This window comes from Psychrobium sp. nBUS_13 (assembly GCF_051201665.1).
Taxonomy (GTDB): domain Bacteria; phylum Pseudomonadota; class Gammaproteobacteria; order Enterobacterales; family Psychrobiaceae; genus Psychrobium.
This window is the reverse complement of record NZ_CP179210.1, coordinates 2,999,953-3,022,161: the sequence shown is the minus strand read 5'-3', so window position 1 is coordinate 3,022,161 and position 22,209 is coordinate 2,999,953. Positions and strand designations below refer to the sequence as shown.

Sequence of the window (22,209 nt, the reverse complement as noted above, 5' to 3'; positions counted from 1 at the left end):
CTCAATCCTAATAGCCAGCTATTAGTCAATCGAGCGCCTTGTTTTAGCTGATTTTCTCTACGCACAACAAGATCACTTACTTAATGCAATTGGTATAACGTGCTCGGTTATTATGATTACTATTTCCTGATAACACCTATTATTTTTGCATTAGCAATGTGGCCTATGTTGCGTGTCATCATCAATGAAAATAAAGACTGCAAAGAAGACGTCGCCTTCAATAATCGTTTACTACCACGGCATATTGCTTTGGTGAGTTTATTTGTTCCCCTAATGGTGTTCGCTGCTGCTCAATGGAGCAACTTTATTCCTGCACAACGTGTCGTTCAAAGTGATGCTATGTGGCCTAAAGATATTCAATTTATGCGCCGTAATGACGTATTGCAAGGCGATGAAATTCCGCAGTTGTTTTATAGTAATACCACTATCGATTTGTCTGAAGACGGTAATGGATTTACCAAAGACAACGTCTTCTCTTATTGGCGAGATGCATCTAAGACATTTACTATTGAACGCGCGGCTTTTAGTGATATTAAATCTATTGATTTTAAAGAAGGGAATGAACTCGTCACGTCCTCTATAACGGTGACACGATTGGATGACACAAGTTTTGACTTGTATGTACCCTCAACTGAAGGGGATGATAAATATTTTTATCAAACCCTTAATGAATTATGGCAGCCGAAACAAGCAGCAAAGAAACAAAACTAGTCACGGCTAATTATGATACCAGCACTAGTAAGTTGATTTGCTAGCTGCTGATGATTAGTACGCAGTGCCGCTAGACCACTATTTTCCATATCAGTGATGAGTTCTCTCAATTTTTTAGAACCAAAGGTTGCACCATATTTACGTGTTTCGATGCGGCGCACAATATCATTTGACTGTGCATAGAACTGACTCGCTTTTGATAAAATATGAGAAGGTGTTTCAAGCGTTGATGATGAGTACTTCATGTTGTCCCACACAAACGTGAGTAAAATAGGGCGTTGAGATTTTAGATCATACACTTTGTTCGATGCGACTAAATCGGCATAAGCTTTTAGCGTTGTTACGTTGGCGCTAATTTCATCATCAAGAGAACGACGCAGATGATAGTTGTTCTCTAAACGATTTAAAGAATCAAATAGAATCGCTTGAGATAGACCTTCTTGTGCCGCTAGAAAAACACCGGTGACAGTCGCGATGATCATGAATATCTGGCTTATCCAAAAACTGGTTTTAGTCAGCTCTCGGTTATCTAATTTCTGAGTAAAGCGGGCTGGTTGTGTCGTATTGACGGCGTTTTTGTTTGAGGTTTGATTGGTTGGAACCATGAATGTTATTCCGTGTTAATTGGTAACCTATTGATGAAAAACAATTTTTATATAACATCAGAAATGGGGCTAGTTTCGATAGAGGGTTTTTATCAGATGAAAACCAAATTGGGTTTTTACTGGGCCATGTACTTCTAATATTGGCTTTTTGAATACGACATTATCAAATGCTTTTACCATTTGTCCTGGTCTAAATTCGCCTAAATTTCCCCCTTTTTTACCTGATGGACAAGTTGAATGCTTTTTGGCTAAGTCTGAAAAACTAGCGCCTTTGGCGAGTTTCTGTTTTAGTTTTTCAGCTTCTTTTTGGGTTTTTACCAGAATATGGACGGCACTTGCTGTTGGCATGATAATGACTCTTGGCTAACGATTAATGGCCGAGAGTATATAACAATTTTCTAGTTTGATCGTGCTTTGGTGATTTAAATACTTGCTCAGTATCACCTAATTCAACGACTTGTCCCTGATCAAGCACCATCACCTTGTCACTAATATGTCGCACGACATTAATGTTATGGGATACAAAAATATACGACAGTCCCATCTCTTTTTGTAATCGTAAGAGCAGGTTTATAATTTGAGAACGTACAGACATATCTAATACTGAAAGCGCTTCGTCAGCCACAATAATATGCGGATTAAGCATTAACGCTCGTGCAACGGCAATGCGTTGTTTTTGGCCGCCAGAGATCATGTGAGGATAAAAATGAGCGTGTTCAGGCAACAAGCCTACTTGTCGAAGTTTACTATAGACCTCTTTTTCACGCTCTTTAGCCGGCATATCTGTGGCGAATTTTAGGGGTTCTTCTAACAAATTTCCGATGCGCATTCGCGGATTTAAACTAGTATTAGCATCTTGAAAAATCATTCTGATGGCACAACAACGCTGAATATGCTTTTTAACTTCGAGTTGCTCTCCTTCAAGAATTATCTCGCCGGAGGTGCGTTGTTCTGCGCCTACTAGAATTCGTGCGAGCGTGGTTTTACCTGAACCTGAATTACCGACAATTGATAAGGTCTGTTGCTCTTCTAAGTTAAACGAAATAGGGCCCAGTGCTCGTTGATATTGCGGAATGAGCCAGCGATAACCAACCTTAAAAGATTTTGTCAGATTGTTTACTTCAAGCAAAGTATTCATAGACTACTCAATGTTTTCTGTTAGCGGAAAATGACAGCTAAAATAATGACCGCGTGACTTTTCCATCACTGGTGTTTCAACACATTTGCGATGAGCTCGTGGGCAACGAGGCCCTAACCGACAACCTATTGGTAAATGTTGCAATGAGGGAACGCAACCAGACAGCGTGGTTAGTTGTGACTTGTGATGAAGCATCTCATCAAAGTGCGGCATACTCTGTAATAACGCCATTGTGTAAGGGTGAAATGGCTGCTTAAAAATATCTTTGGTAATTCCTGACTCTACCGTTTGTCCACAATACATAACGGTAATAGTTTGAGTCCAATTTTCTACGTGTTCTAAATCGTGAGTGATCAAAAGAATAGATACATCATTGAGCTGATTAAGCTTTTTGAAGAGCTTAAAAATCTGATCTTGAGCACCTGCTTCAATAACCGTTGTTGGCTCATCAGCAATGAGTAGTCGCGGCTTATAAGCGATGGTCATTGCGATAAGCACTTTTTGGCACAGGCCCTCTGATAATTCATGAGGATAGCTTTTTAGCACTCGTTTATGATCGCGGATCCCTACTTTGTGCAGCAGTCCTTTGATTTGTTCATCACGCCATTTTTTTCGGCGATAAAAAGGAACGTCACATTCGTCCATTGGCAGCGATTCATTAAACTGATGACCAACCGTATCATTAGGATCTAGACTCGAGGATGGCTCTTGAAATACCATTGCAATTTCACGACCCATCAATTTTCTTCGTTCACTGGCACTTAAGGCTAATAAATCGACGCCGTTGTATCTCAAGCGGTCGGCAGATACAGTCCATCGTTCGGTTAAAATCCCCATGATGGCCTTCGCCACTAAACTTTTACCTGAGCCTGACTCACCAACTAACCCAAGTATTTCACCAGGATTTAATGAAAGGTTTACGCGGTCAACAGCGCGAATACGCCCGTGTGGACTATCAAATTCGATACTGAGATTTCTAATATCAAGTAATGGCATTAACCTAAGCCCTCTTTAACTGCACGTTGTAGACCATATCCTATGAAATTCACAGCCAATACGCTGGCAAAAATGGCCATGCCAGGAAAGGTTACATTCCATGGTGCAATAAAAATTAAATCAACGCCATCTGCCAGCATAGTTCCCCATTCTGACGTTGATACCGGTGCACCAATACGCAAAAAACCTAGGGTAGCAATATCGATAATTGCGATAGATATTGCCAGTGTAAACTGGACGATTAATGCGTTTAATACATTGGGAAGAATGACATTATAAAAAATCTGAAATTTGTTTGCGCCATCAAGTTTGGCTGCAACAACATACTCACGTGACAATTCGTGATGAACCGCTGTGTGAGTCGCACGAACAAACTGTGGCACCAGCGCGATACCTACGGCAATCATTACATTAATCATCGTTTGTCCGCTAATAGCCACGAGTACGATTGCCAGTAGCAAAGAAGGGATAGCTAAGGTTGCATCAAGGATGTGATTTAGAATACTTGATTTTAGGCCGCGCGACATTCCCGATAAAATGCCTAAGAAAATCCCAATGAACGCAGCAAATATAGTAACAATCAGACTTGAACCAAATGTGGTACGAACACCATGAAGCAGATTCGATAAAATATCTCGTCCAAGATCATCGGTCCCTAAAAAGTAAGATACTTGACCATCGTCATGCCAAGATGGCGGAAATAGTAATGCATCAGGGTGCTGTAATCCGGGCGGATAAGGTGCAATAAATGGTGCCACTAAGGTGATAACCAAAAAGCCAATAAAAACCCATAATCCAAGCATTGCAACTGGATAACTTATAAAGTTAAGCCAGATATGACGCAACGGGGTTGGAATAGTGTCTTCTTGATAAATACTATCAGACCGAGCCATACTCAGCGCTCCTTCTACGTGGCGTGGTTGCAATTAGCAAGATATCACTGAGCACTGTTACCACTATTACAAACCCTGCACAGACTAAGACGCCCGCACTGATAATGGTGTAATTTTGTTGATACGTTGCTTGAATTAACCATTGGCCAATACCCGGCCAAGAGAATATTACCTCTGTTACCATAGCACTAGTAAGCAATGTACTTAGCTGCAAGGTCATTTGCGATAATACAGGTTGAATCGCGTTTGGCAGCGCATGATGAAAAATAACTGACAATGGGTGCTGACCACGCGCTTGCGCCGCTTTAATATAATTGGCATTGAGCTCTTCGAGCATCGTTGTTCGAGTGATTCGAATGACTACCGCAGCAGGAATAACCGCGAGTGTTAATGTCGGCATAATTAAATGAGCTACAGCATCTTGATAGGCGAGCTGCTTGTATTGAATATCTGATAAATATATATCGATTAGCGTAAAGCCAGTCACTTGCTCGACTTGATACAGCAAATTCAACTTACCAGCGACCGGAAGCCATTGTAAATCGAGACCAAAATACATAATGGCAATGACACCAAGCCAAAAAACAGGAATAGAATAACCGATAAGACTGGTACCCAATAAAAAGAAATCACCAAATTTCTTATAATAGACGGCAGCAATAATACCTAAGGGTAATCCCAGTAACAATGCAATAGTCATCGCGTAAATACACAATTCAATAGTGGCCGGTAACAAGCGTAACATTTCATCATAAATCGGCTTAGCGTCACTAAAAGACACACCAAAGTCACCGTGAATACGTTGCTTTATAAAAGATATATATTGATTAAACCAACTTTTATCTAGCTGATATTGACTAACAATTGCGTCATATTGGGCAATCGTTGGATTTTTAACACCGCTTAAATTAGTGGCAAGCTCTCCTGGTAGGGCATTGAGCATGACAAACACTAACAAAAATAACACAGAGACAGTGAATATAAATAAGTTAACCCGCCGAGCAATATAGAACCACATTACTTTGTTCCTCCATCGCTGGTGCTTAACGCTTTACGTTTCGCTTTTGCAAATGAAATTCCGCCATAAGGATTAAGTGAAAGGCCCGAAATATTGCGACTCTTCACTTGGAATCGTAGCGCGTGGGCGATAGGAATTAGCGGTACTTGCTTATTGAGTGTTTGTTGTGCTGCTAAATAATAGGGAACACGTTTCTTTTGGTCGGTTGATGCGATGGCTTGGTTAATGGTTTCATCAAAATCATCGTTACACCAATTTACTCTGTTTCCGCCTGAAAGTAGCGCAGCACAGCTAAATAGCGGCCTGAAAAAATTATCAGGATCTGCATTATCTGCCGTCCATCCCATTAGCACCGAGTCGTAGCTATAATCGTTTAGCTTGTCAATGAACACATTCCAGCCATAGGTGACGATATTTACGTTAACTCCGACTAGCTTAAGTTGACCCTGAATGAGCTCCGCCGTCTTTATCGCATTAGGATTGTAAATTCGTTGTACCGGTGCCGCCCACAGTGTCATATCAAAGCCGTCTTTAAAACCAGCTTCTGCAAGTAAAGCCTTGGCTTTGTCTGGATTATATTCATAGGGCTGTAAAGTATCGTTGTAAGCCCAAGATAACGATGGCAATACGCTATCAGCAATGGTTGCACTGCCATAATATACCGCTTCAACGATCGCTCGCTTATTAATGGCGTGGGAAAGAGCTTGGCGTACTTTCGGATCATTAAAAGGAATTCTTTCTGTGTTAAAGCCAAGATACGCTACATTAAATCCAGTTTGAATTTGCAGCTCTAGTTTTCGGTTTTGGCGAATAATATCAATTTCACTCGATTGTGGTAAGGCAGAAATATCACAATCTCCAGTCATTAATTTAGCAATGCGGTTGGTGCTCTTTGGTGTAATATCAAAGACCAATTGCTCTATATCTGGTGCACCGTTCCAATAGTCTTGATTTGCTTTATAACGAATGTGGTCATTTTGAAAATAAGAATCGAGTATGAATGGTCCTGTTCCAATTGGCTGGGAGTCAATCTGCGATTGCAATTGTTGTTTGGTCAGTTGCTCTGCGTATTCTTTGGACTGCACTATAGCGAAGTTAGCAGCGAGGTTTGCCATAAATGACGCGTCTTTCTCAGTAAGATGAATGACGATCATATAATCATTTACTTTCATTATTTTATTGATGATATCTGTAAAACCAACACTTTGGAAAAACGGATAACTGCCGCCCGAGACATTATGGTAGGGGTGTGCTGAATCAATGACGCGATTAAAACTAAACAGTACATCATCGGCGTTGAAGTCACGTGTTGGTGTAAAGTTGCTATTACTATGAAATTTTACATTTTTGCGAAGATAAAATGTATAGCTTGTGCCGTCTTCATTAATAAACCAATGACGAGCGAGAGCAGGAACAATGCTGCCAAGTGCTGGATCATATTCAACTAGCCGATTATAAATTTGGTATGACGACGCATCGGTTGTTGTACCGTTGGTGGTTAATTGTGGATTAAATGAGGTTGGATCGCCTTCAGAGCAATAAACAATGCCAGGAGTATGGACATTATCATCAACACTAGGGCTACACCCTGACAGCATGAAAAAGCCAGTGAGAAAACACAATTTAATAATAAAAATAAACCAATTTTTCATGGTGGTATGTAAGCCGCTAATGATACATAGCTAATGTAACGCCAAGTCCCTGTAACATCAATAGTATTATAGGCAACTTAGCGTTTTTGTGATGAAGTTTTATTCATTTTCAGCACTTGACTCTAATAGCTGATATTTCTTAAGCAAACCACGTAATTGGTGATAGGTTACACCGAGTTGCTGAGCCGCTTTCTTTTGACTAAATTGGGCACTCGCTAGCGCCTGTTTAATTAAATCAACTTCAAAATCTTGCGTGACAGTTTTAAAGTCTAATGGGAAATCAGGAATTGCCGAGCTATTTGAAGTTGTCGGTTCTGCAACTGCCGCTGTTGTAGTTGGAGCACTGTTGTTGATATTCTCACTAGCAACAACCGACGAAGCAATTGATTGTTTTGGTCGATATTCTGACTCGAAAGGGTCGATAAGAATCTTTTGTAATGGTAGTGCTGCGTTATCATGTCGATAAAGCGAGCGCTCAACAACATTTTTTAGTTCACGTACATTACCTGGCCAGTCATAACTTAACAGTGTTTGTTTTGCTTTGGCGCCAAAACCGCCAAAATACTCTAGTTCTAATTGACGTGCCATGTTGATGGCAAAGGTTTCACCAAGCAGTAAGATATCTTCTTGACGATGCCTAAGAGGTGGCAAGGTAATAACGTCAAAGGCAAGTCTGTCGAGTAAATCAGCGCGAAACTTTCCTTTTGCAACGAGCGTAGGCAAGTCTTCGTTGGTTGCACAGATCAGTCTGACATCCGTTTTCACAGGCCTAGTCCCGCCTACCCTTTCAAACTCGCCATACTCAATAACATTGAGTAGTTTCTCTTGCACGCGTAATGAGGTGTTTGCCAATTCATCTAAAAAGAGCGTTCCGCCATTTGCGCGTTCAAAACGTCCTTCATGGCGTTTGCTTGCCCCTGTAAATGAACCTGATTCGTGACCAAATAACTCACTTTCCAATACGCTTTCAGACAAGGTTGCACAGTTTAGCTTGACGTAGTTGGACTCCCAACGCTTTGATAAGTAATGTAGTCGCTCTGCAATGAGCTCTTTACCTGTGCCGCGCTCTCCGATAATAAGTACCGGCTTACTGATTGGGGCAGCGAGTGAAACATGATCTAAAACTTCCAAAAAACTAGCAGCTTGTCCTACTAAATTATCTTTTTTGTCAAAACGACTCATAGTTATACTTTTTATTGGTTTAATTAACTAAAAATTAGTCTAACAAATAACGGTGAATAAAAATATGACAAAATAAAAATTAATTAATTACTTTAAATTTAGAGGTTTAGGATTATTTTGTTACACTGGCACCAATTGTGAATATAAGATATTAAATTCATACAGTTTCAAAGATAAGAGGAAGTTCATTATGGGTATTTTTAGCAGATTTGCAGATATCGTTAATTCGAATATCACATCTTTATTAGATAAGGCGGAAGATCCAAAGAAAATGGTTCGCCTAATTATTCAAGAAATGGAAGACACACTTGTTGAAGTTCGCTCTAACTCAGCAAGCTTAATTGCTCAGAAGAAAGAATTACAACGTCGTGTTACCCGTGCATCTAATCAAGAAACTGAGTGGCAAGCGAAAGCGGAATTAGCACTAAGTAAAGAACGTGAAGATTTAGCGCGCGGTGCATTAATTGAAAAACAAAAGTGTGCTGAGTTAGCTGAAGCGTTATCAGGTGATATGGTTCAAATTGAAGAGCAGTTAACATTACTTAAAGAAGAAGTTGTCCAGCTGCAAAGTAAATTAGATGAAGCCCGCGCTCGTCAAAAGAGCATGGTTATTCGTACTGAGACAGCAACATCACGCTTACAAGTTAAAAAGCAACTTGATTCGAGTAAAACTCAAAGTTCTATTGATAAGTTTGAACAGTATGAACGCCGTGTTGAAGATTTAGAATCTCAAGTTGAAGCCCAAGATTTAGGTGCCCGTTCATTAAATGATGAATTCGCAGAGCTCGAACAACAAGATGCTATTACTGACGAATTAGAAGCACTTAAAAAGAAAATGAAAAAGAAATAAGGAGAGATAGCGATGGATGATGGAGTATTAGCGGTAATAATAGTACCAACAGCGCTGTTCTTAGTATTTGTTGCACCAATGTGGTTGTTTTTGCACTATCGCAGCAAACGCCAAGTAAGCCAAGGCTTAACAGATGAAGAGTATCAAGAACTAACATCTCTAAGTCACCAGGCAGAAGCCATGGCGGTACGCATTGAGACTTTAGAGTCAATTTTAGATGCTGAAGCACCACAATGGAGAGCAAAACAATGAGTCAACAAGAACCAGTAAAAGAGTTTTACCGAATTCCACAACAAGGCAAGATTGCAGGTGTTTGTGCAGGGGTCGCAGAACGATTTAATATGGAAGTATGGCTGGTTCGCGTTGGTGTTTTATCAGCATTCTTTTTAGGTGGTGCGGGCTTTGTTTTTCTAATGTATGTAGCCGCATGGTTTATGTTAGATAAAAAGCCGCCAGTTCAGCCAAACATCGGTGGTCTTGATCATAGTGTGTCGGTGAAGTCGAAAGTATGGCAACAAGGACAACCACCACGCGAAGCATTTCGCGAAGTGAAAACGCAATTTCGTCAAATTGAATTACGTTTACGCAATGTTGAAAGCTTTGTGACATCAAAAGAATTCGACCTAGCGAGACAGATTGATAGCTTGAAGTGATTTAGTCACTCACAATTAAACCGCAAATTTATTTGCGGTTTAATTGTGTCTAACGTGGCGTAAATTTAGCCGTTTAGATGATCTAGTACTACTTCATGGTGGTTCTTAGTCTTAAACTTATTAAATACGTGTTCGACAACACCATTCTCATTAATTAAAAAGCTCATGCGGTGAATACCGTCATATTCCTTACCCATGAATTTCTTCAGGCCCCACACGCCAAAAGCGTCAGCAACAGCGTGATCTTCATCCGATAACAATGTGAAGTTTAAATCAAATTTTTCCGTGAACTTTACCAAGCGTTTAGGTGCATCAGGGCTCAAGCCTAATACCTCAACATTGAATGCTTTTAACGCTTCTTGGCTATCACGCAAACCTTGAGCTTGGACATTACAACCAGGTGTCATGGCCTTAGGGTAAAAATAAACGAGTACTTTTTTACCAGAAAATTGATTAAGGCTGATTTCCTTTTCATTTTGGTCGAGTAATGTAAATTCAGGTGCTTTGTCGCCAGCTTGTAAAGTATTCATTCAGTATCCTATTGCTAAGTTCTAATATTGTTCGAGATGTTCATATCGTATGGTGAGCGAGAGTTGCTCCGCCAACGCGTCGAAATGTTGTTGTAATTGTATATAGTCGGTATTGCTTGTGAGGTTGATGAGCATCTCAATACGTTGATAGCCACTTTTTGCTTTGGTTCTAAAGCTACACAGGTCTATATTTTTAGTCGCTAAATATTCAGTGAATTGGCCGATACATCCTGGCGCATCTTTGCCGTCGAGTTTGACGGATATCTGACCTTCATAGCTAACTAATTTGTGCTCACTAGTACGTTTCATAAAAGTAATTAGTTCTAACTGTGCACTGCGTACCGATAAATCTGTTTCAAAGCGTGTGATGGCATTCCAATCGCCGCTGAGTAACAAAATTAGCGTAAATTCGTTACCAAAAACGGCTAGTCGACTATCAACAATATTACAATTAGTTTGGGTGACTATCTTAGTCAGTTCGTTAACAATACCGGGGCGGTCAGTACCCACGGCAGTGACGACAAGAAAGTTATCCATGATGCTCCTGTTCTCGATAATGGCCAATGAATGACATATCGATGAGACGAATAAATGATTGAGTAAAAAATTGGACGTGATATTAGCACAATTTTCAACAATTTCTTAGGATTGTTATGTGATCAAGCGATTAATTCCTTGAGTTTATTATCACCTATCCGTACCATAGCTTGCCTAGATAAAGAGAGGATTTTAAAGTGATGTTTTCAGGTAGTATTGTTGCATTAGTTACCCCATTTAATGACAACGGGGATGTTGATTATCAACAATTAGAACAGCTGGTGGAATTTCACATTCAGCAAGGCACCGACGGTATTGTTGCTGTTGGTACAACTGGTGAATCAACAACACTAAGCCATGACGAGCACATAAAAGTGGTCAAGCAAGTGGTTTCATTTGTTAATGGACGAATTCCTGTTATTGGCGGCAATGGTTCAAACTCGACCTCAGAAGCTGTTGAATTAACAAAACGACTAAACGATAGCGGTGTTGATGCTATGTTAGGTGTGACTCCTTACTACAATAAACCTCCTCAGCGCGGACTGATAGAACATTACAAAGCTGTTGCAAACGCCACTGATATTCCTCAAATTCTGTACAATGTACCAGGGCGCACACAATGTGATTTGTTGCCTGAAACAGTTGCAGAATTATCAAAAGTAAAAAATATTATCGGAATTAAAGAAGCAACGGGGAACTTATCGCGCTTAAGTGAGATCAAAGCGCTGTGTGATAATAACTTCCTACTGTTTAGTGGCGATGATGACACGGGTTTAGAGTTTATGCTGCAAGGTGGTCACGGCGTTATTTCTGTGACAAATAATGTAGCACCAAAGCTAATGAGCGATTTATGTCGTCATGCATTAGCGGGTGAACGAGAACCAGCAGAACAGATTAATAGCAAGCTAAAATCATTGCATAGCCATCTATTTGTTGAGGCAAATCCAATTCCTGTGAAATGGTGTGTGGCACAAATAGGTGCAATATCAAACGGTCAATTGCGTTTGCCATTAGTAGAATTATCAAGCGAATATCATGAGTTGCTAAACAGCGCCATGCGAGAAGCACAAGTATTATAAGATTGGAGTAACAATGAGAAAGCTTTATATTGCCTTATGTGGCGGTATCATTTTATCGGGTTGTAGTAGTTTTAGTGAACGACATCAAGCCAGTGGTAATTTTGAATATTTAAAAGAAACGACAGATAAACAAGTTAAGTATCCTGAAGGATTCACGCCGCTAAAAGATAGCACGGCCTATAAAATTCCTACGGTTTCTGCGAATGCTAATAAAGAGTTAATAGGCGATAAGCTTGATATCCGTGCTCCAGCATTAGTGATGCCTGTTGCGCCAAATTCTTTGGCGAGCGATGTAACCGAGCAAACTGAAGTTATTTTTGAATCATTTTTATCAAAAGATAAATTCCAAGATGATCTATGGAACAAGCTAACAACCTTCATTTCTAGTCAAGGCTATGGCATTGGTAGTGAGCAAGTTGGTCGTTCTTTGTCAACGCGCACTATTGCGTCTGATGAATATTTTAAAATATTATTCGGTCTTGATGAAGAAGTGACGTTAGATCAACAATATCGATTTGACATTAAGGTTGATCCTCAAGGTTACAAGGCTATTGTTGCTGTTTCTTTGATTCAACATCAAGAGCAAGGTCAAACTGTTGAACTTAATAAATTTGCAAAGCGTCGTTATGAATCGCGTATGCTTAATCACTTCTTATCACAAGTTTTTGTTGAGCATCATAAGCAGTTATTAGCAAATCGTGTGAAGGTAAACAAAGGCATAAAGTTAGGCCTTGGACTTGATAACGAAAACAACACTGTGTATCAAATTCATGCGCCATATGAATTATCATGGGAAAAACTAGCGACCGTTTTACCTAAACTTGGTTTAGAGGTTGAAGACCGTGATAAGTCAGTTAATACTTACTTCACAACGTTTAAACCGTTAAAAGATGGATTCTGGGCGAACTTATTCTCAGGTGACAGCAGTGTCGCTGAAATAAAACTTCAGAAGAACGAAAAGTATCAAATCAAACTGGTTGAACGTGGTGACTTAAGCTTATTGACTATTGTTGATAGCAAAGGTGAACGCTTATCAAGTGAGAAGATGCAAGAAATGCTAGCAGCCTTCAGTGAGCTAATGGCTAAGAAAGACTTGTAATCGTTAAATGATTAAAAAGCCCTGTGTTCATTAATTTGAATGCAGGGCTTTTTTAATCCCTAAAGATCAAGAAGTACCACATAATTGATCCTTTTATTATCATAGGGAATCATACTAAAGTCGCTGATAAGATGGAAAAATTACATCAGTCGGTGTATGATAGTCGGCCTGTAAACAAGGAAAGGATCAATTTGTGGCTTCCATAACGATACGACAAGCAGTCATTGCAGATAGTAAGACCATTAGTGATCTCATTGCGCGTAATGCTCAGAGCTTGTTGCTAGATGAATTTGAAGAGGGCGGTTTAGGTTTCTTTTTGAAAACTGTCGAGCACCGTGCCATTCGCGATTATATGGAGCAAGGATTTTCATATTTAGTGGCGCAAGAGGGGAGTGATATCGTGGGTGTAATTGCCATGAAAGATCACAGCCACATGTTTCATTTATTTGTCGATGAGCAACACCAACACAAAGGTATCGCTAAGAAGCTTTGGCACGCTATTTATGAGCATAGTTTGAAGCAAGGCAACCGAGGAAAGTTTACTCTCAACTCAACATCATATGCGCTTCCTGTGTATGAACGCTGGGGCTTTTCGAGTATTGACGAGCAGCAATGTCGTCACGGTATCAAATACACGCCAATGGAATTTGTTGTCGAAAACTAAAATCTCAAATGTGAAACGAACTTATACCAATTGCATTAAGTAAGTGATCTTGTTGTGCGTAGAGAAAATCAGCTAAAACAAGGCGCTCGATTGACTAATAGCTGGCTATTAGGATAGAGAGCAACGCCATTTTAGTTAATTTTAACAAGTACAAGTGGGCAAATATTTAATGCAATTGGTATTATATTTCAGACATAAAAAAGCGCTTACCGGATGGAAGCGCTTTTTTATTGCTTTAATTATTACATTTTCTTAAATAACAAAGTAAAACGGTCTGTATTACCAGTAACCGTCTTACGGCCTACTTCATAACGAAGCTCGTCATCGGCTTTGTAATGTATATTTGAGTAATCGACAAACTTAAACCCTGCTGCTTCGATTTCTTTTATTGCTAAAACGGGATCGAAACGACGGCCATTTTCATCATTTTCACGCTGCATATGACGACGCGTATGGTCAACAACACCGTAAATACCACCAGATTTTAATGCTTTAAACGCCGCTTTATTCATGTCATGACGCGCGCTTTCAACAAAGTTATGATAATTGCGGAAGGTTAATACCGCGTCGAAATCATTGCTTCCTAAGTTTAGGTTTTCGATTTCAAAATCACGTAGTTCGCGATTATATTTCATATCAGCTTCAGGGTTGATAATTGTCACTTTATCAAAACCTGGTTTGCTGATCAGATTATTTTTAATGCGGTCAGTGCCAATTGCTGCGTAATATTTACCATTATCGCGTAATGCTGGCGCTAACAGTTTAGTATACCAACCACCGCCAGGGATAAGTTCTAATACCTTCATGTCATCTTTAATGCCAAAGAATTCCAGCGTTTGAACTGGACGGCGATTTCTATCGCGTTTTACTTCTTTAGCGGTGCGAATATCAGACTTCATTGCCTTCTTAACACCTTCGCTGAGATCTCCAGCATGGGCACTTCCAATACAAAATACAGCTGCAATGGTTAGTGGTAACAGTTGTTTAATCATCGTAATTCCTTGTTGCGGTTATTATTTGAGATTGATTATTAATGACATTGGTGAAAATTGAAATCATTGATTACCTGTGTATTACGTTAAATAGGTAACAAAACATTTCGATTATCACAGTTTATAACTTTTGATTGCTAACGTATTTAACAAAGGCATCACTCATAGAGTAGGGAAGATCTTGTTGTTCGCTCGCGTGCAACAACGCGTCGTAGCCTTCTTTGCCTGCAATCGTATAAGCAGATGAAACACCGTAATAATATGCATCAGACGAGATTTCTTGCCATTGCCCATCTTGATTAATTAGCAATGAACTAATGCGTTCACCCTTTGGATTATCATCTATATAGGTAAATCGTATACCGTGACAATAAGGGTAACTGCCGTCACCAGTGCCAATCACGCCATTATTTTTCGCATTGTTAATACCACCTTCAAGCGCAGCTTTTAAAACCTTACCTTGGACTCTATAACGTACAATTTGTATTTCAAAGGGTAATAAACGCCCGCAAATATCAGCAGCTGTTAATGGCCCCTTATTGAGTGAAACGCGAACGCCGCCTGCATTATGCAGTGCAAAGTCGGTAGGGTGATGCTCATTGGCACAATGATAAAAGGCACTGGCGACTAATGGCGCTATCTCACTGCCCTGTGGTAATAACTCGTTAGGTACTCGTACATGGCGATAATCTTTAGATAAATTTGTGATCACATTCGCTTTCATCGCTTCAATCAACGGGCGATAATCATGGTAGATACATTCAGTCACTTCAGCACATGGTTTAGTCAATTCAAACAAAGCGCTGCGGGCCATAAAATCATTACATTGACTTATTTTATCAGCGCTTAAATGCTTATTATCTGGCTCATGATTCCAATTGGCGCAAGGCAAGAGTTTTACACCGCCTTCTTGCTCAATGACTCTACCATTTTCATCAAACGTTAACTTACTTAGGCCAATTGACTCGGCGTGTTTGCCAGCTTGTAAAATTAAGGTGTCGTTGATGACAACTTGTGATTGCTCGGTTGACGACAATCCCAGCTCACTGAAATCGGCTGTTAACGTATGGGAGTGACCACCAACAATGACACTTATGCCAGAGACCGCCTGAGCTAGCTCTCTGTCGCCTTGATAACCTAAATGAGACAGCACGATGATATGTGAGATACCTTGCTGTTGAATGTGCTCAATGGTGCGCTTGGTCGTTGCTATGGCATCAAGGAAGTGGCAATCATGATCTGGACAGCCTATTTTGGCCATTTGATCTAACGTAATGCCAACAATAGCCAATTCTTTATCGTGTAATGGTCGTGTGATGTATGACGCTATGGCTTTGTTGTTATCATAATGAAATAGGTTGTCGTGAATCGCTAGTGGTAGTTCTTTGTTGGGATTTTCATGCTGTAAATCCATATTACCTGCCAAACAGGGAAAATTGGCAGCTTTAATAAATTGAGAAAGCGGTAAGTTCCCCAAATCAAACTCATGATTACCAATCGTCATTGCGTCCGGCATCATTTTATTAAGTAACACGGCATTGGCTAAGCCTTTAAAACGACTAAAGTACAAACTTCCTTGAAAACTATCGCCTGCATGTAGAAATAATGAGGGTGTGTTTTGCTGCTTGGCAATATTTCTGAAGTTGTTTATGGCACTTGCGATCATTGCGTAACCACCACAAGGTACTGATAGTTCAATGGCGCCATCAGCTAAAGGAAGTCTCAACGATAACGGCGTTGGTTCAAAATGTGAATGGGTGTCATTAATGTGTGCTAGGTAAAGCGAATAGGTCATTTAGCCTCCTGTGAAAGCTGAGCTTAGCACGAACTAATGACTGAAACGTGTCATTTATTATAAAAAAACAACATAACAGTTTAAAATTTAAACTGTTGTGTAAACTTAAAAACTCAGTATCATTATTTATTGGAATCAGCAACTAATGGAGCAGTTGGCGTCATATGTCTAGTTTTTCTAACTCAACGTATTCTCAGGAAAAATCGTTAACACAACAGTTAATTCAGATTTTAATTATTCCCACCCTTGTTCAACTACTTGGAGTTGGCTTTTGTAGCTGGTTCTTTGAAATAAGTTGGTCGGCTGTCGCAGGTATATTAGCAGTGAGCGGGCTCGCTACCGTAGTATTTGTGTTAGCGGTAAAAAATAGTTTGTTTTCAAGTATCACTGAGCTCGATAACTACGCGTCAAGCATTCGTGCAGGTGATAATATCGACCTAACCAAAACACTTTCGCAAGATAAAGGCGGTATGCTAGCGCACGCTTTTAACAGGCTAAATAAAAACAATGAAGAAATGGATGAGTCTTTATGTTCTCTCTATGCCTCCTCAGCACGGCTTCATCCAATGTCAGAAGAACTCAATAACTCTTATTCAACCATGATGCAGAAAGCAACAATGCAAGACAGTTTAGGTCATGGTATTCATTATGCACTTAATCAAGTGGGTGAAGCTTCCAATAACTTGCACCAAGATTTAGCGTCGCTTATTGACCAAGCAAATGTCAGCGCAGAGTCATCAAAAATTGCGCAAGACTCATCGTCACAAGAAAAAATTAGTGTGACAAACCTACAAGATAAATTGACTCAAGCAGCATCTCACATTGATGTGTTGAAAAAAGACAGTGATGAAATTAATACTATCATTGATGTGATTAACTCTATCGCAGAGCAAACTAATCTATTAGCGTTAAACGCTGCCATTGAGGCGGCTCGCGCTGGTGAGCAAGGTCGAGGTTTTGCTGTTGTTGCAGATGAGGTTAGAACGTTGGCAGAGCGCACTGCAACCTCGACTCAAGAGGTACGAGATCTAGTGACGCGCATTGCCAGCAGCACAGACAATGCCTACAAAACAATGCAAGTGGGATTAGAATCGTCGAAAGAGTCGGTAAGTTTGTCTTCTGATACTTCCGAGCATCTCAATATTGTATTAGAAGCAATTAATAGTATTAATCAGTTATCAGGCAGCATTAAACAATCATCAGATATTCAAATGTCAGTATCACGAGATGCGCAACGAGAAATTGACAACATGGTGGCATTGAATCAAGAAGTATTGGCAAGTTCGCGAGAACAAGAGCTTTCATCAAATGATTTAGTCGCATTGTCACATTCATTACGGACAGTGCTTGATCGCTTTATTTTATCTGGCGCACATTGGGATGTTAATCATCGTCCTAAGAAGCTTAAACCAGTGACTGCTATGGCGCCTCAAACTGACGAGGCTGATGTTGAGTTGTTCTGATAAATGCGTTCTGCTGTTTTTCTAAAAGGTGCGAAATCACCTTTTTTATTGGCTGAATTATAGTCAATCGATTAGTGGTTTCTTGACATATTATGACATTGGATGTAATTATGAACTCGCTTTTTTAAGTAAACCGTTAAATATCTACTACTCTTAATGTCTATGTTTAAACTGCGTTGTTAAAGCAATAAAAAGGACGTTAGTGATTAATTATCAGCATTTTATGTTATTTAGATGCGTAGATATTTAATGTAAGCACTTCAACTAATAAAAGGAATTAGGCCATGTTTGAATTTCTCGTCGCCGATTTTAATACACCATTTGCAATCGCCTTAGGTTCAGTGCTCATTCTCGGACTTTTTGAAGGGCTAGGGCTACTTGTCGGTTTAAGTATTATGAGCCTTTTTGATCAATTCTCTCCGTTTGAAATGGAAGTTGATGTTGAGCTAGATGGCAACGTAACGTCTGGCGGTTTAACCTCTGTCGTTGGTTGGTTGTATCTCAACAAGTTACCACTACTTGTATGGCTGGTTCTGTTTTTATCGACATTTGCCATTGCAGGCTACTCATTTAACTATTTAAACCTCAACTGGTTAACGTTAGCGCTACCGTCATTTATGGCATCTATTTTTGCAATTTTTGCTGCGATAGTCATGACACGAACCATTGGCAAGCCGCTCGCTAAACTTATGCCAAAAAATGAAACATCGGCAGTATCAGCTGATTCATTTACTGGATTCGTTGCAAAAATCACCATAGGTAAAGCCACTCAACATTCTCCTGCTGAGGCTGTGCTTACCGACCAATTTAATCAAAAACACTATGTGCTGGTGGCTCCAGAAACCAGCGATGAAATATTTGAACAATCTCAGCAAGTTGTTCTCGTTGAAAAACAAGAAAAATGCTGGCTTGCAGTCAAATTTAACGCGTAATTAAGCGTAATATTCAAAAAAAGGAAACTCTCTATGGAAGCATTAGATTCAAACACTACATTTATCCTGATCATGGCAGGTGTTGGTGTATTAACAGTACTCATTATCGGTCTTATCTTTGCCAAGCTTTATGTGCGCGCAACAAAGGAAATCGCATTTGTTCGTACCGGCATGGGCGGTGAAAAAGTAGTAAAAGATGGCGGCGCAATTTGTTTGCCGGTATTACACGAAACTATCCCAGTGAACATGAACACGTTGCGTATCGAAGTGGAGAAGGTACAAAAAGACTCGCTTATCACTAAAGATCGTATGCGTGTTGATGTGAAAGCTGATTTCTATCTACGTGTGGCGCCACACGCTGAAGGCATTTCAATGGCAGCTCAAACACTGGGTAGTCGTACCATGCGTGTTGAAGAACTTAAAAAATTGATGGAATCAAAGTTTGTTGATGTACTGCGCACCGTAGCTGCTGAAATGACAATGACAGACATGCATGAGCAACGTGCTAATTTCGTACAAAAAGTTCAACAAAATGTATCAAACGATTTGGAAAAAAATGGTTTAGAATTGGAATCTGTATCGTTAACAGGATTCGACCAAACAGACTTGAATTTCTTTAACGAAAACAATGCGTTTGATGCGGAAGGTCGTGCTCGACTCGCTAAAATCATCGAAGAAAAACGTAAAGAGACCAATGACATTGAGCAAGAAAATCGTGTTCAAATTCAGCGTCGTAATCTTGAAGCTGAGCGTGATTCATTAGAAATTGAAAAAGAAGAAGAAGAGCTGCGCATTGCTCAAGAACAGGTACTTGAATTTAAACGTGTTGAACAAAAAGCTGAAATTGCTAAAACGCGCGAAATTAAAGAACGCGAAGAACGCGAAGCACAAATCACTAAAGAGAAAGCAATTGAATTAGCCGAAATTCAAAAAGCCCGTGATGTTGAAGCTCGTGAAATTGATAAGCGCACAGCGTTAGAGCAAGCGCGAATTCAACAACAACGCGATGTTGAAGTGTCTGAGCAAGACAAGCAAATCGCCGTTGCTGAAAAATCGGAAGCAGAATCCGCAGCCCGTGCAAAAGCGGCTGAAGCTGAAAAAGAACGTGTAGAAAAAGAAGAAGCGGTTGTTACGACCCGTCAAGTTGCCGAAGCTAATCGTCGCAAAGAAATCGAAGTTATCGACGCGAAGAAAGAAGCTGAACGTGACGCTGTTGGCATCACAGTACAAGCTGACGCTGAAAAACGCGCCGCAGAAGATAAAGCAAGTGCTGTATTAACAGAAGCGAAAGCAAGTGCTGATGCAACTATGCTTAAAGCAGAAGCTGATGAGCGTATCTTAGCAGTTGAAGCGGCTGGTAAACAAGCATTGTACGAAGCGGAAAACATTTTACGTGATGAGCAAATTGAATTACAAAGAGCGCTAGCAACGCTTAAAGCACTACCAGAAGTTATTGCTAATTCTGTTAAACCACTTGAGAACATTGAAGGCATTAAAATCTTACAAGGTTATGGCGGCGGAGCGAGTACAAGTGATAATGGTCAAACTATTAGCACCTCCGGCAATGGCAGCATGGCAGAACAAGTAACAGCAGCTGCGCTTAACTACCGTGCCAATGCGCCGTTAGTTGATTCTATGTTGCAAGAACTTGGTTTAGTAAATAAAGAAACAGGTTCATTAAATGACTTGTTAACAGGCAACAACAGTCTGAATCCAAGTCAGCCAATAAATGGTCTTAATGGTCATGATGGTTCTGATTTCTCAATGTCTAATAGCGTTGAAGTATCTAGTGATAAATAATCGTCATTAGTAAATTAGAATAAAACGGTGAATCAAAAACGCCCTACTGAAATAGATAACAGTAGGGCGTTTTTTTATGACGTTGGGATAACGCTTGCGTTGAAAGTTTTTTCCATTCAATGAAAGTTGAAGCTGTTCAATATGAACCGATCATGGATAGAGAAACCATGCGTCAAAACATATTTGAATATATTGAAGTTGATTATAACAAGAAGAGAAGGCATAGTTCTCTTGGCTACTTAAGCCCTGAGAAGTATGAAGAATTAAATGTCGCTTAACAAAGTGTCCATTCTGGCTGGATCAGATCAACTTATCACTCGACATACACGTTTCAATCTCTGCAATTGTTCTTGGGGCTTGTTTAGTGAGATTAATATAGCCATCCTCAGTCACTAAAATATCATCTTCAATACGTATCGCTATGCCGCGCCATTTGGCGTCGACTTTGTCGCAATTGGCAGGGATGTAAATGCCCGGTTCGATGGTGAATACCATGTTGGGCTCGAGCGTTGTCCATTCATTAGAGTTGGGCGCTTGGTAAGATCCAACATCATGGACATGGAGTCCCATCCAGTGGCCAGTCTTATGAACCGTGAATTCTCGCTGCGCTTCGCTGGCGAGGATTTCTTCAATATCGCCTTTTAGTATGCCCAAATCTAAAAGCCCTTGTGCGAGCACGCGTTGATTTGCTTCAAACAGCGTATTCCATTTAGCGCCGGGTTTAACGAGGGCTATTGATGCATCTAGTGCGTCCAAGACAACCTGATAGAGTGCGGCCTGGGCATCGGTGAATTTTCCATTGACGGGAAAGGTGCGGGAAATATCGGCGGTATAGTGTTGGTATTCGCCGCCTAAATCGGTGAGTACCATGTCACCAGCTTTACAGGGTTGGTTGTTGTCTTCGTAGTGGAGGCAAATACCGTTATTGCCACTCGCGACAATATTGCCATAGCCAACGCTGTCGCAGCCATAATCACTAATGGTGCGGTTGAAGGTTGCGCTTAACACGCGCTCGTTAACATCAGGTGCGCTGGCTTGCATGACAGCTATATGCCCTTGAACTGACGCATGAGCAGCTTGTTTAATGAGGTTTAATTCATGTTCGTCTTTTATGACGCGCATTTGGGCAATCAGTGGTGACAGTTGATGAATTTCACGATAGACTTTAACGCTGTCAAAGGCGTGTTCTGGTTGTCGCGCAGTTAACCATAAACCGAGTTGGTCATGATATTGACCATGATTGTCGCTAATAAACAGCTTGTGACGCTTTTCAAATAGACCTACAATTTTTTCTTTAAATTCATTAATATCAATTGCGCGATTCACACCATGATTTGTCTCTAAACCGTTAAGTCCTGCCCGCGAGCCAAATTGGACTTCTTGATGACTGTCGCTGTCTCTGGCGAACATGATATAGGGTGTGTCATGACCGGGACGAATGACGCACACGCAATAAGGTTCGTTAAAGCCCGTGAGATAATAGAAGTCGTTATCTTGGCGAAACGGATAGCTGATGTTGAGGTTGCGAATTTGTTCTGTGTTACCGATAATAATCGCAACACTGTCGCTGTCTAATTGCGTTGCAAGTTGCAATCTACGCAGTGAATAAGGCGTCATATT

Annotated in this window: 23 protein-coding genes and 1 pseudogene; 11 read left to right on the top strand and 13 right to left on the bottom strand. The window is 40.3% G+C overall.

Features of this window, described 5'->3' with window-relative positions; genetic code table 11:
• The first annotated feature begins 156 nt into the window (after positions 1-156).
• Positions 157-711 (top strand): hypothetical protein, encoded by a 555-nt coding sequence (locus ACMAZF_RS13945; RefSeq protein WP_435274395.1) that lies wholly within the window; start codon positions 157-159, stop codon positions 709-711.
• Here the strand turns inward: ACMAZF_RS13945 and ACMAZF_RS13940 are convergent.
• The 8 genes from ACMAZF_RS13940 to pspF form a co-directional block, all read right to left on the bottom strand.
• Entirely contained in the window at positions 708-1,316 is a 609-nt protein-coding gene (locus tag ACMAZF_RS13940; protein ID WP_435274394.1) for a hypothetical protein, read from the bottom strand. The genes ACMAZF_RS13945 and ACMAZF_RS13940 overlap by 4 nt on opposite strands.
• 69 nt (positions 1,317-1,385) lie before the next feature.
• On the bottom strand, positions 1,386-1,664 hold the full coding sequence (gene ppiC, locus ACMAZF_RS13935) for a peptidylprolyl isomerase PpiC (protein ID WP_435274393.1): 279 nt from the start codon (positions 1,662-1,664) through the stop codon (positions 1,386-1,388).
• Between the two features lie 22 nt (positions 1,665-1,686).
• Complete coding sequence (locus ACMAZF_RS13930; protein WP_435274392.1) at positions 1,687-2,454, bottom strand: peptide ABC transporter ATP-binding protein; 768 nt, start codon at positions 2,452-2,454, stop codon at positions 1,687-1,689.
• A 3-nt stretch (positions 2,455-2,457) separates the two neighbouring features.
• Positions 2,458-3,450, bottom strand: coding sequence for a peptide ABC transporter ATP-binding protein (locus ACMAZF_RS13925; RefSeq protein ID WP_435274391.1), 993 nt, complete (start codon positions 3,448-3,450; stop codon positions 2,458-2,460).
• Positions 3,450-4,343, bottom strand: coding sequence for an ABC transporter permease subunit (locus ACMAZF_RS13920; RefSeq protein WP_435274390.1), 894 nt, complete (start codon positions 4,341-4,343; stop codon positions 3,450-3,452). The genes ACMAZF_RS13925 and ACMAZF_RS13920 overlap by 1 nt, the downstream gene beginning before the upstream one ends.
• Positions 4,330-5,361: an ABC transporter permease subunit gene (locus tag ACMAZF_RS13915; RefSeq protein ID WP_435274389.1), complete on the bottom strand. Its 1,032-nt coding sequence runs from the start codon at positions 5,359-5,361 to the stop codon at positions 4,330-4,332. Before ACMAZF_RS13915 ends, ACMAZF_RS13920 begins: the two co-directional genes overlap by 14 nt.
• The gene (locus ACMAZF_RS13910) at positions 5,361-7,013 is read right to left on the bottom strand and encodes an ABC transporter substrate-binding protein (protein WP_435274388.1); all 1,653 of its coding nucleotides are present in this window, start codon (positions 7,011-7,013) and stop codon (positions 5,361-5,363) included. The genes ACMAZF_RS13915 and ACMAZF_RS13910 overlap by 1 nt, the downstream gene beginning before the upstream one ends.
• 99 nt (positions 7,014-7,112) lie before the next feature.
• Entirely contained in the window at positions 7,113-8,195 is a 1,083-nt protein-coding gene (pspF, locus tag ACMAZF_RS13905; protein ID WP_435274387.1) for a phage shock protein operon transcriptional activator, read from the bottom strand.
• A 190-nt stretch (positions 8,196-8,385) separates the two neighbouring features.
• Between pspF and pspA the strand changes: the two genes are divergently transcribed.
• From pspA to pspC, 3 genes are read left to right on the top strand one after another with little or no spacing between them, the layout of a single operon-like run.
• On the top strand, positions 8,386-9,045 hold the full coding sequence (gene pspA / locus ACMAZF_RS13900) for a phage shock protein PspA (RefSeq protein WP_435274386.1): 660 nt from the start codon (positions 8,386-8,388) through the stop codon (positions 9,043-9,045).
• A 12-nt stretch (positions 9,046-9,057) separates the two neighbouring features.
• Positions 9,058-9,297, top strand: coding sequence for an envelope stress response membrane protein PspB (pspB, locus tag ACMAZF_RS13895; RefSeq protein ID WP_435274385.1), 240 nt, complete (start codon positions 9,058-9,060; stop codon positions 9,295-9,297).
• Entirely contained in the window at positions 9,294-9,698 is a 405-nt protein-coding gene (gene pspC / locus ACMAZF_RS13890) for an envelope stress response membrane protein PspC (RefSeq protein ID WP_435274384.1), read from the top strand. Before pspB ends, pspC begins: the two co-directional genes overlap by 4 nt.
• Before the next feature lie 65 nt (positions 9,699-9,763).
• Here the strand turns inward: pspC and bcp are convergent, their stop codons facing one another.
• Both bcp and ACMAZF_RS13880 read right to left on the bottom strand, forming a co-directional pair.
• Positions 9,764-10,228, bottom strand: a complete 465-nt coding sequence (gene bcp / locus ACMAZF_RS13885) for a thioredoxin-dependent thiol peroxidase (RefSeq protein WP_435274383.1) — start codon at positions 10,226-10,228, stop codon at positions 9,764-9,766.
• A 21-nt stretch (positions 10,229-10,249) separates the two neighbouring features.
• The gene (locus ACMAZF_RS13880) at positions 10,250-10,765 is read right to left on the bottom strand and encodes a glycine cleavage system protein R (RefSeq protein WP_435274382.1); all 516 of its coding nucleotides are present in this window, start codon (positions 10,763-10,765) and stop codon (positions 10,250-10,252) included.
• A 200-nt stretch (positions 10,766-10,965) separates the two neighbouring features.
• On the opposite strand from ACMAZF_RS13880, the gene dapA reads away from it, so the two are divergent.
• The 3 genes from dapA (at position 10,966) to ACMAZF_RS13865 (ending at position 13,607) form a co-directional block, all read left to right on the top strand.
• The gene (gene dapA / locus ACMAZF_RS13875; RefSeq protein ID WP_435274381.1) at positions 10,966-11,844 is read left to right on the top strand and encodes a 4-hydroxy-tetrahydrodipicolinate synthase; all 879 of its coding nucleotides are present in this window, start codon (positions 10,966-10,968) and stop codon (positions 11,842-11,844) included.
• A 13-nt stretch (positions 11,845-11,857) separates the two neighbouring features.
• Positions 11,858-12,943, top strand: a complete 1,086-nt coding sequence (gene bamC / locus ACMAZF_RS13870) for an outer membrane protein assembly factor BamC (protein WP_435274380.1) — start codon at positions 11,858-11,860, stop codon at positions 12,941-12,943.
• 193 nt (positions 12,944-13,136) lie between these two features.
• Positions 13,137-13,607, top strand: a complete 471-nt coding sequence (locus ACMAZF_RS13865) for a GNAT family N-acetyltransferase (protein WP_435274379.1) — start codon at positions 13,137-13,139, stop codon at positions 13,605-13,607.
• Positions 13,608-13,849: 242 nt separating this feature from the next.
• Here the strand turns inward: ACMAZF_RS13865 and ACMAZF_RS13860 are convergent, their stop codons facing one another.
• Together ACMAZF_RS13860 and ACMAZF_RS13855 are read right to left on the bottom strand one after the other, a co-directional pair.
• Positions 13,850-14,599 (bottom strand): class I SAM-dependent methyltransferase, encoded by a 750-nt coding sequence (locus ACMAZF_RS13860; protein WP_435274378.1) that lies wholly within the window; start codon positions 14,597-14,599, stop codon positions 13,850-13,852.
• Positions 14,600-14,720: 121 nt separating this feature from the next.
• Entirely contained in the window at positions 14,721-16,394 is a 1,674-nt protein-coding gene (locus ACMAZF_RS13855; RefSeq protein ID WP_435274377.1) for a bifunctional metallophosphatase/5'-nucleotidase, read from the bottom strand.
• Positions 16,395-16,558: 164 nt separating this feature from the next.
• On the opposite strand from ACMAZF_RS13855, the gene ACMAZF_RS13850 reads away from it, so the two are divergent.
• The 4 genes and pseudogenes from ACMAZF_RS13850 to ACMAZF_RS13835 all read left to right on the top strand — a co-directional run.
• Entirely contained in the window at positions 16,559-17,857 is a 1,299-nt protein-coding gene (locus tag ACMAZF_RS13850) for a methyl-accepting chemotaxis protein (protein ID WP_435274376.1), read from the top strand.
• Positions 17,858-18,141: 284 nt separating this feature from the next.
• Positions 18,142-18,789 carry an OB-fold-containig protein gene (locus ACMAZF_RS13845; RefSeq protein WP_435274375.1) on the top strand — a complete coding sequence of 216 codons (648 nt, stop codon included), beginning with the start codon at positions 18,142-18,144 and terminating at the stop codon, positions 18,787-18,789.
• 33 nt (positions 18,790-18,822) lie between these two features.
• Positions 18,823-20,589: a flotillin family protein gene (locus ACMAZF_RS13840; RefSeq protein WP_435274374.1), complete on the top strand. Its 1,767-nt coding sequence runs from the start codon at positions 18,823-18,825 to the stop codon at positions 20,587-20,589.
• A gap of 83 nt (positions 20,590-20,672) precedes the next feature.
• Positions 20,673-20,867 (top strand): annotated as a pseudogene (locus ACMAZF_RS13835) (IS3 family transposase); the annotation flags it as partial.
• A gap of 22 nt (positions 20,868-20,889) precedes the next feature.
• Here ACMAZF_RS13835 and ACMAZF_RS13830 read toward each other — a convergent pair.
• The gene (locus ACMAZF_RS13830) at positions 20,890-22,206 is read right to left on the bottom strand and encodes an aminopeptidase P family protein (RefSeq protein ID WP_435274373.1); all 1,317 of its coding nucleotides are present in this window, start codon (positions 22,204-22,206) and stop codon (positions 20,890-20,892) included.
• Between the last annotated feature and the right edge of the window lie 3 nt (positions 22,207-22,209).

What these genes read in the sequence shown, in the direction of transcription:
- ACMAZF_RS13845 (WP_435274375.1), top strand. Translation starts at nt 18,142, where the DNA reads ATGTTTGAATTTCTCGTCGCCGATTTTAATACACCATTTGCAATCGCC.
- ACMAZF_RS13860 (WP_435274378.1), bottom strand. Translation starts at nt 14,599, where the DNA reads ATGATTAAACAACTGTTACCACTAACCATTGCAGCTGTATTTTGTATT.
- ACMAZF_RS13830 (WP_435274373.1), bottom strand. Translation starts at nt 22,206, where the DNA reads ATGACGCCTTATTCACTGCGTAGATTGCAACTTGCAACGCAATTAGAC.
- bcp (WP_435274383.1), bottom strand. Translation starts at nt 10,228, where the DNA reads ATGAATACTTTACAAGCTGGCGACAAAGCACCTGAATTTACATTACTC.
- dapA (WP_435274381.1), top strand. Translation starts at nt 10,966, where the DNA reads ATGTTTTCAGGTAGTATTGTTGCATTAGTTACCCCATTTAATGACAAC.
- pspB (WP_435274385.1), top strand. Translation starts at nt 9,058, where the DNA reads ATGGATGATGGAGTATTAGCGGTAATAATAGTACCAACAGCGCTGTTC.
- ACMAZF_RS13880 (WP_435274382.1), bottom strand. Translation starts at nt 10,765, where the DNA reads ATGGATAACTTTCTTGTCGTCACTGCCGTGGGTACTGACCGCCCCGGT.
- pspC (WP_435274384.1), top strand. Translation starts at nt 9,294, where the DNA reads ATGAGTCAACAAGAACCAGTAAAAGAGTTTTACCGAATTCCACAACAA.
- ACMAZF_RS13915 (WP_435274389.1), bottom strand. Translation starts at nt 5,361, where the DNA reads ATGTGGTTCTATATTGCTCGGCGGGTTAACTTATTTATATTCACTGTC.
- ACMAZF_RS13930 (WP_435274392.1), bottom strand. Translation starts at nt 2,454, where the DNA reads ATGAATACTTTGCTTGAAGTAAACAATCTGACAAAATCTTTTAAGGTT.
- pspA (WP_435274386.1), top strand. Translation starts at nt 8,386, where the DNA reads ATGGGTATTTTTAGCAGATTTGCAGATATCGTTAATTCGAATATCACA.
- ACMAZF_RS13910 (WP_435274388.1), bottom strand. Translation starts at nt 7,013, where the DNA reads ATGAAAAATTGGTTTATTTTTATTATTAAATTGTGTTTTCTCACTGGC.
- pspF (WP_435274387.1), bottom strand. Translation starts at nt 8,195, where the DNA reads ATGAGTCGTTTTGACAAAAAAGATAATTTAGTAGGACAAGCTGCTAGT.
- ppiC (WP_435274393.1), bottom strand. Translation starts at nt 1,664, where the DNA reads ATGCCAACAGCAAGTGCCGTCCATATTCTGGTAAAAACCCAAAAAGAA.
- ACMAZF_RS13940 (WP_435274394.1), bottom strand. Translation starts at nt 1,316, where the DNA reads ATGGTTCCAACCAATCAAACCTCAAACAAAAACGCCGTCAATACGACA.
- bamC (WP_435274380.1), top strand. Translation starts at nt 11,858, where the DNA reads ATGAGAAAGCTTTATATTGCCTTATGTGGCGGTATCATTTTATCGGGT.
- ACMAZF_RS13945 (WP_435274395.1), top strand. Translation starts at nt 157, where the DNA reads ATGTGGCCTATGTTGCGTGTCATCATCAATGAAAATAAAGACTGCAAA.
- ACMAZF_RS13855 (WP_435274377.1), bottom strand. Translation starts at nt 16,394, where the DNA reads ATGACCTATTCGCTTTACCTAGCACACATTAATGACACCCATTCACAT.
- ACMAZF_RS13925 (WP_435274391.1), bottom strand. Translation starts at nt 3,450, where the DNA reads ATGCCATTACTTGATATTAGAAATCTCAGTATCGAATTTGATAGTCCA.
- ACMAZF_RS13850 (WP_435274376.1), top strand. Translation starts at nt 16,559, where the DNA reads ATGTCTAGTTTTTCTAACTCAACGTATTCTCAGGAAAAATCGTTAACA.
- ACMAZF_RS13920 (WP_435274390.1), bottom strand. Translation starts at nt 4,343, where the DNA reads ATGGCTCGGTCTGATAGTATTTATCAAGAAGACACTATTCCAACCCCG.
- ACMAZF_RS13840 (WP_435274374.1), top strand. Translation starts at nt 18,823, where the DNA reads ATGGAAGCATTAGATTCAAACACTACATTTATCCTGATCATGGCAGGT.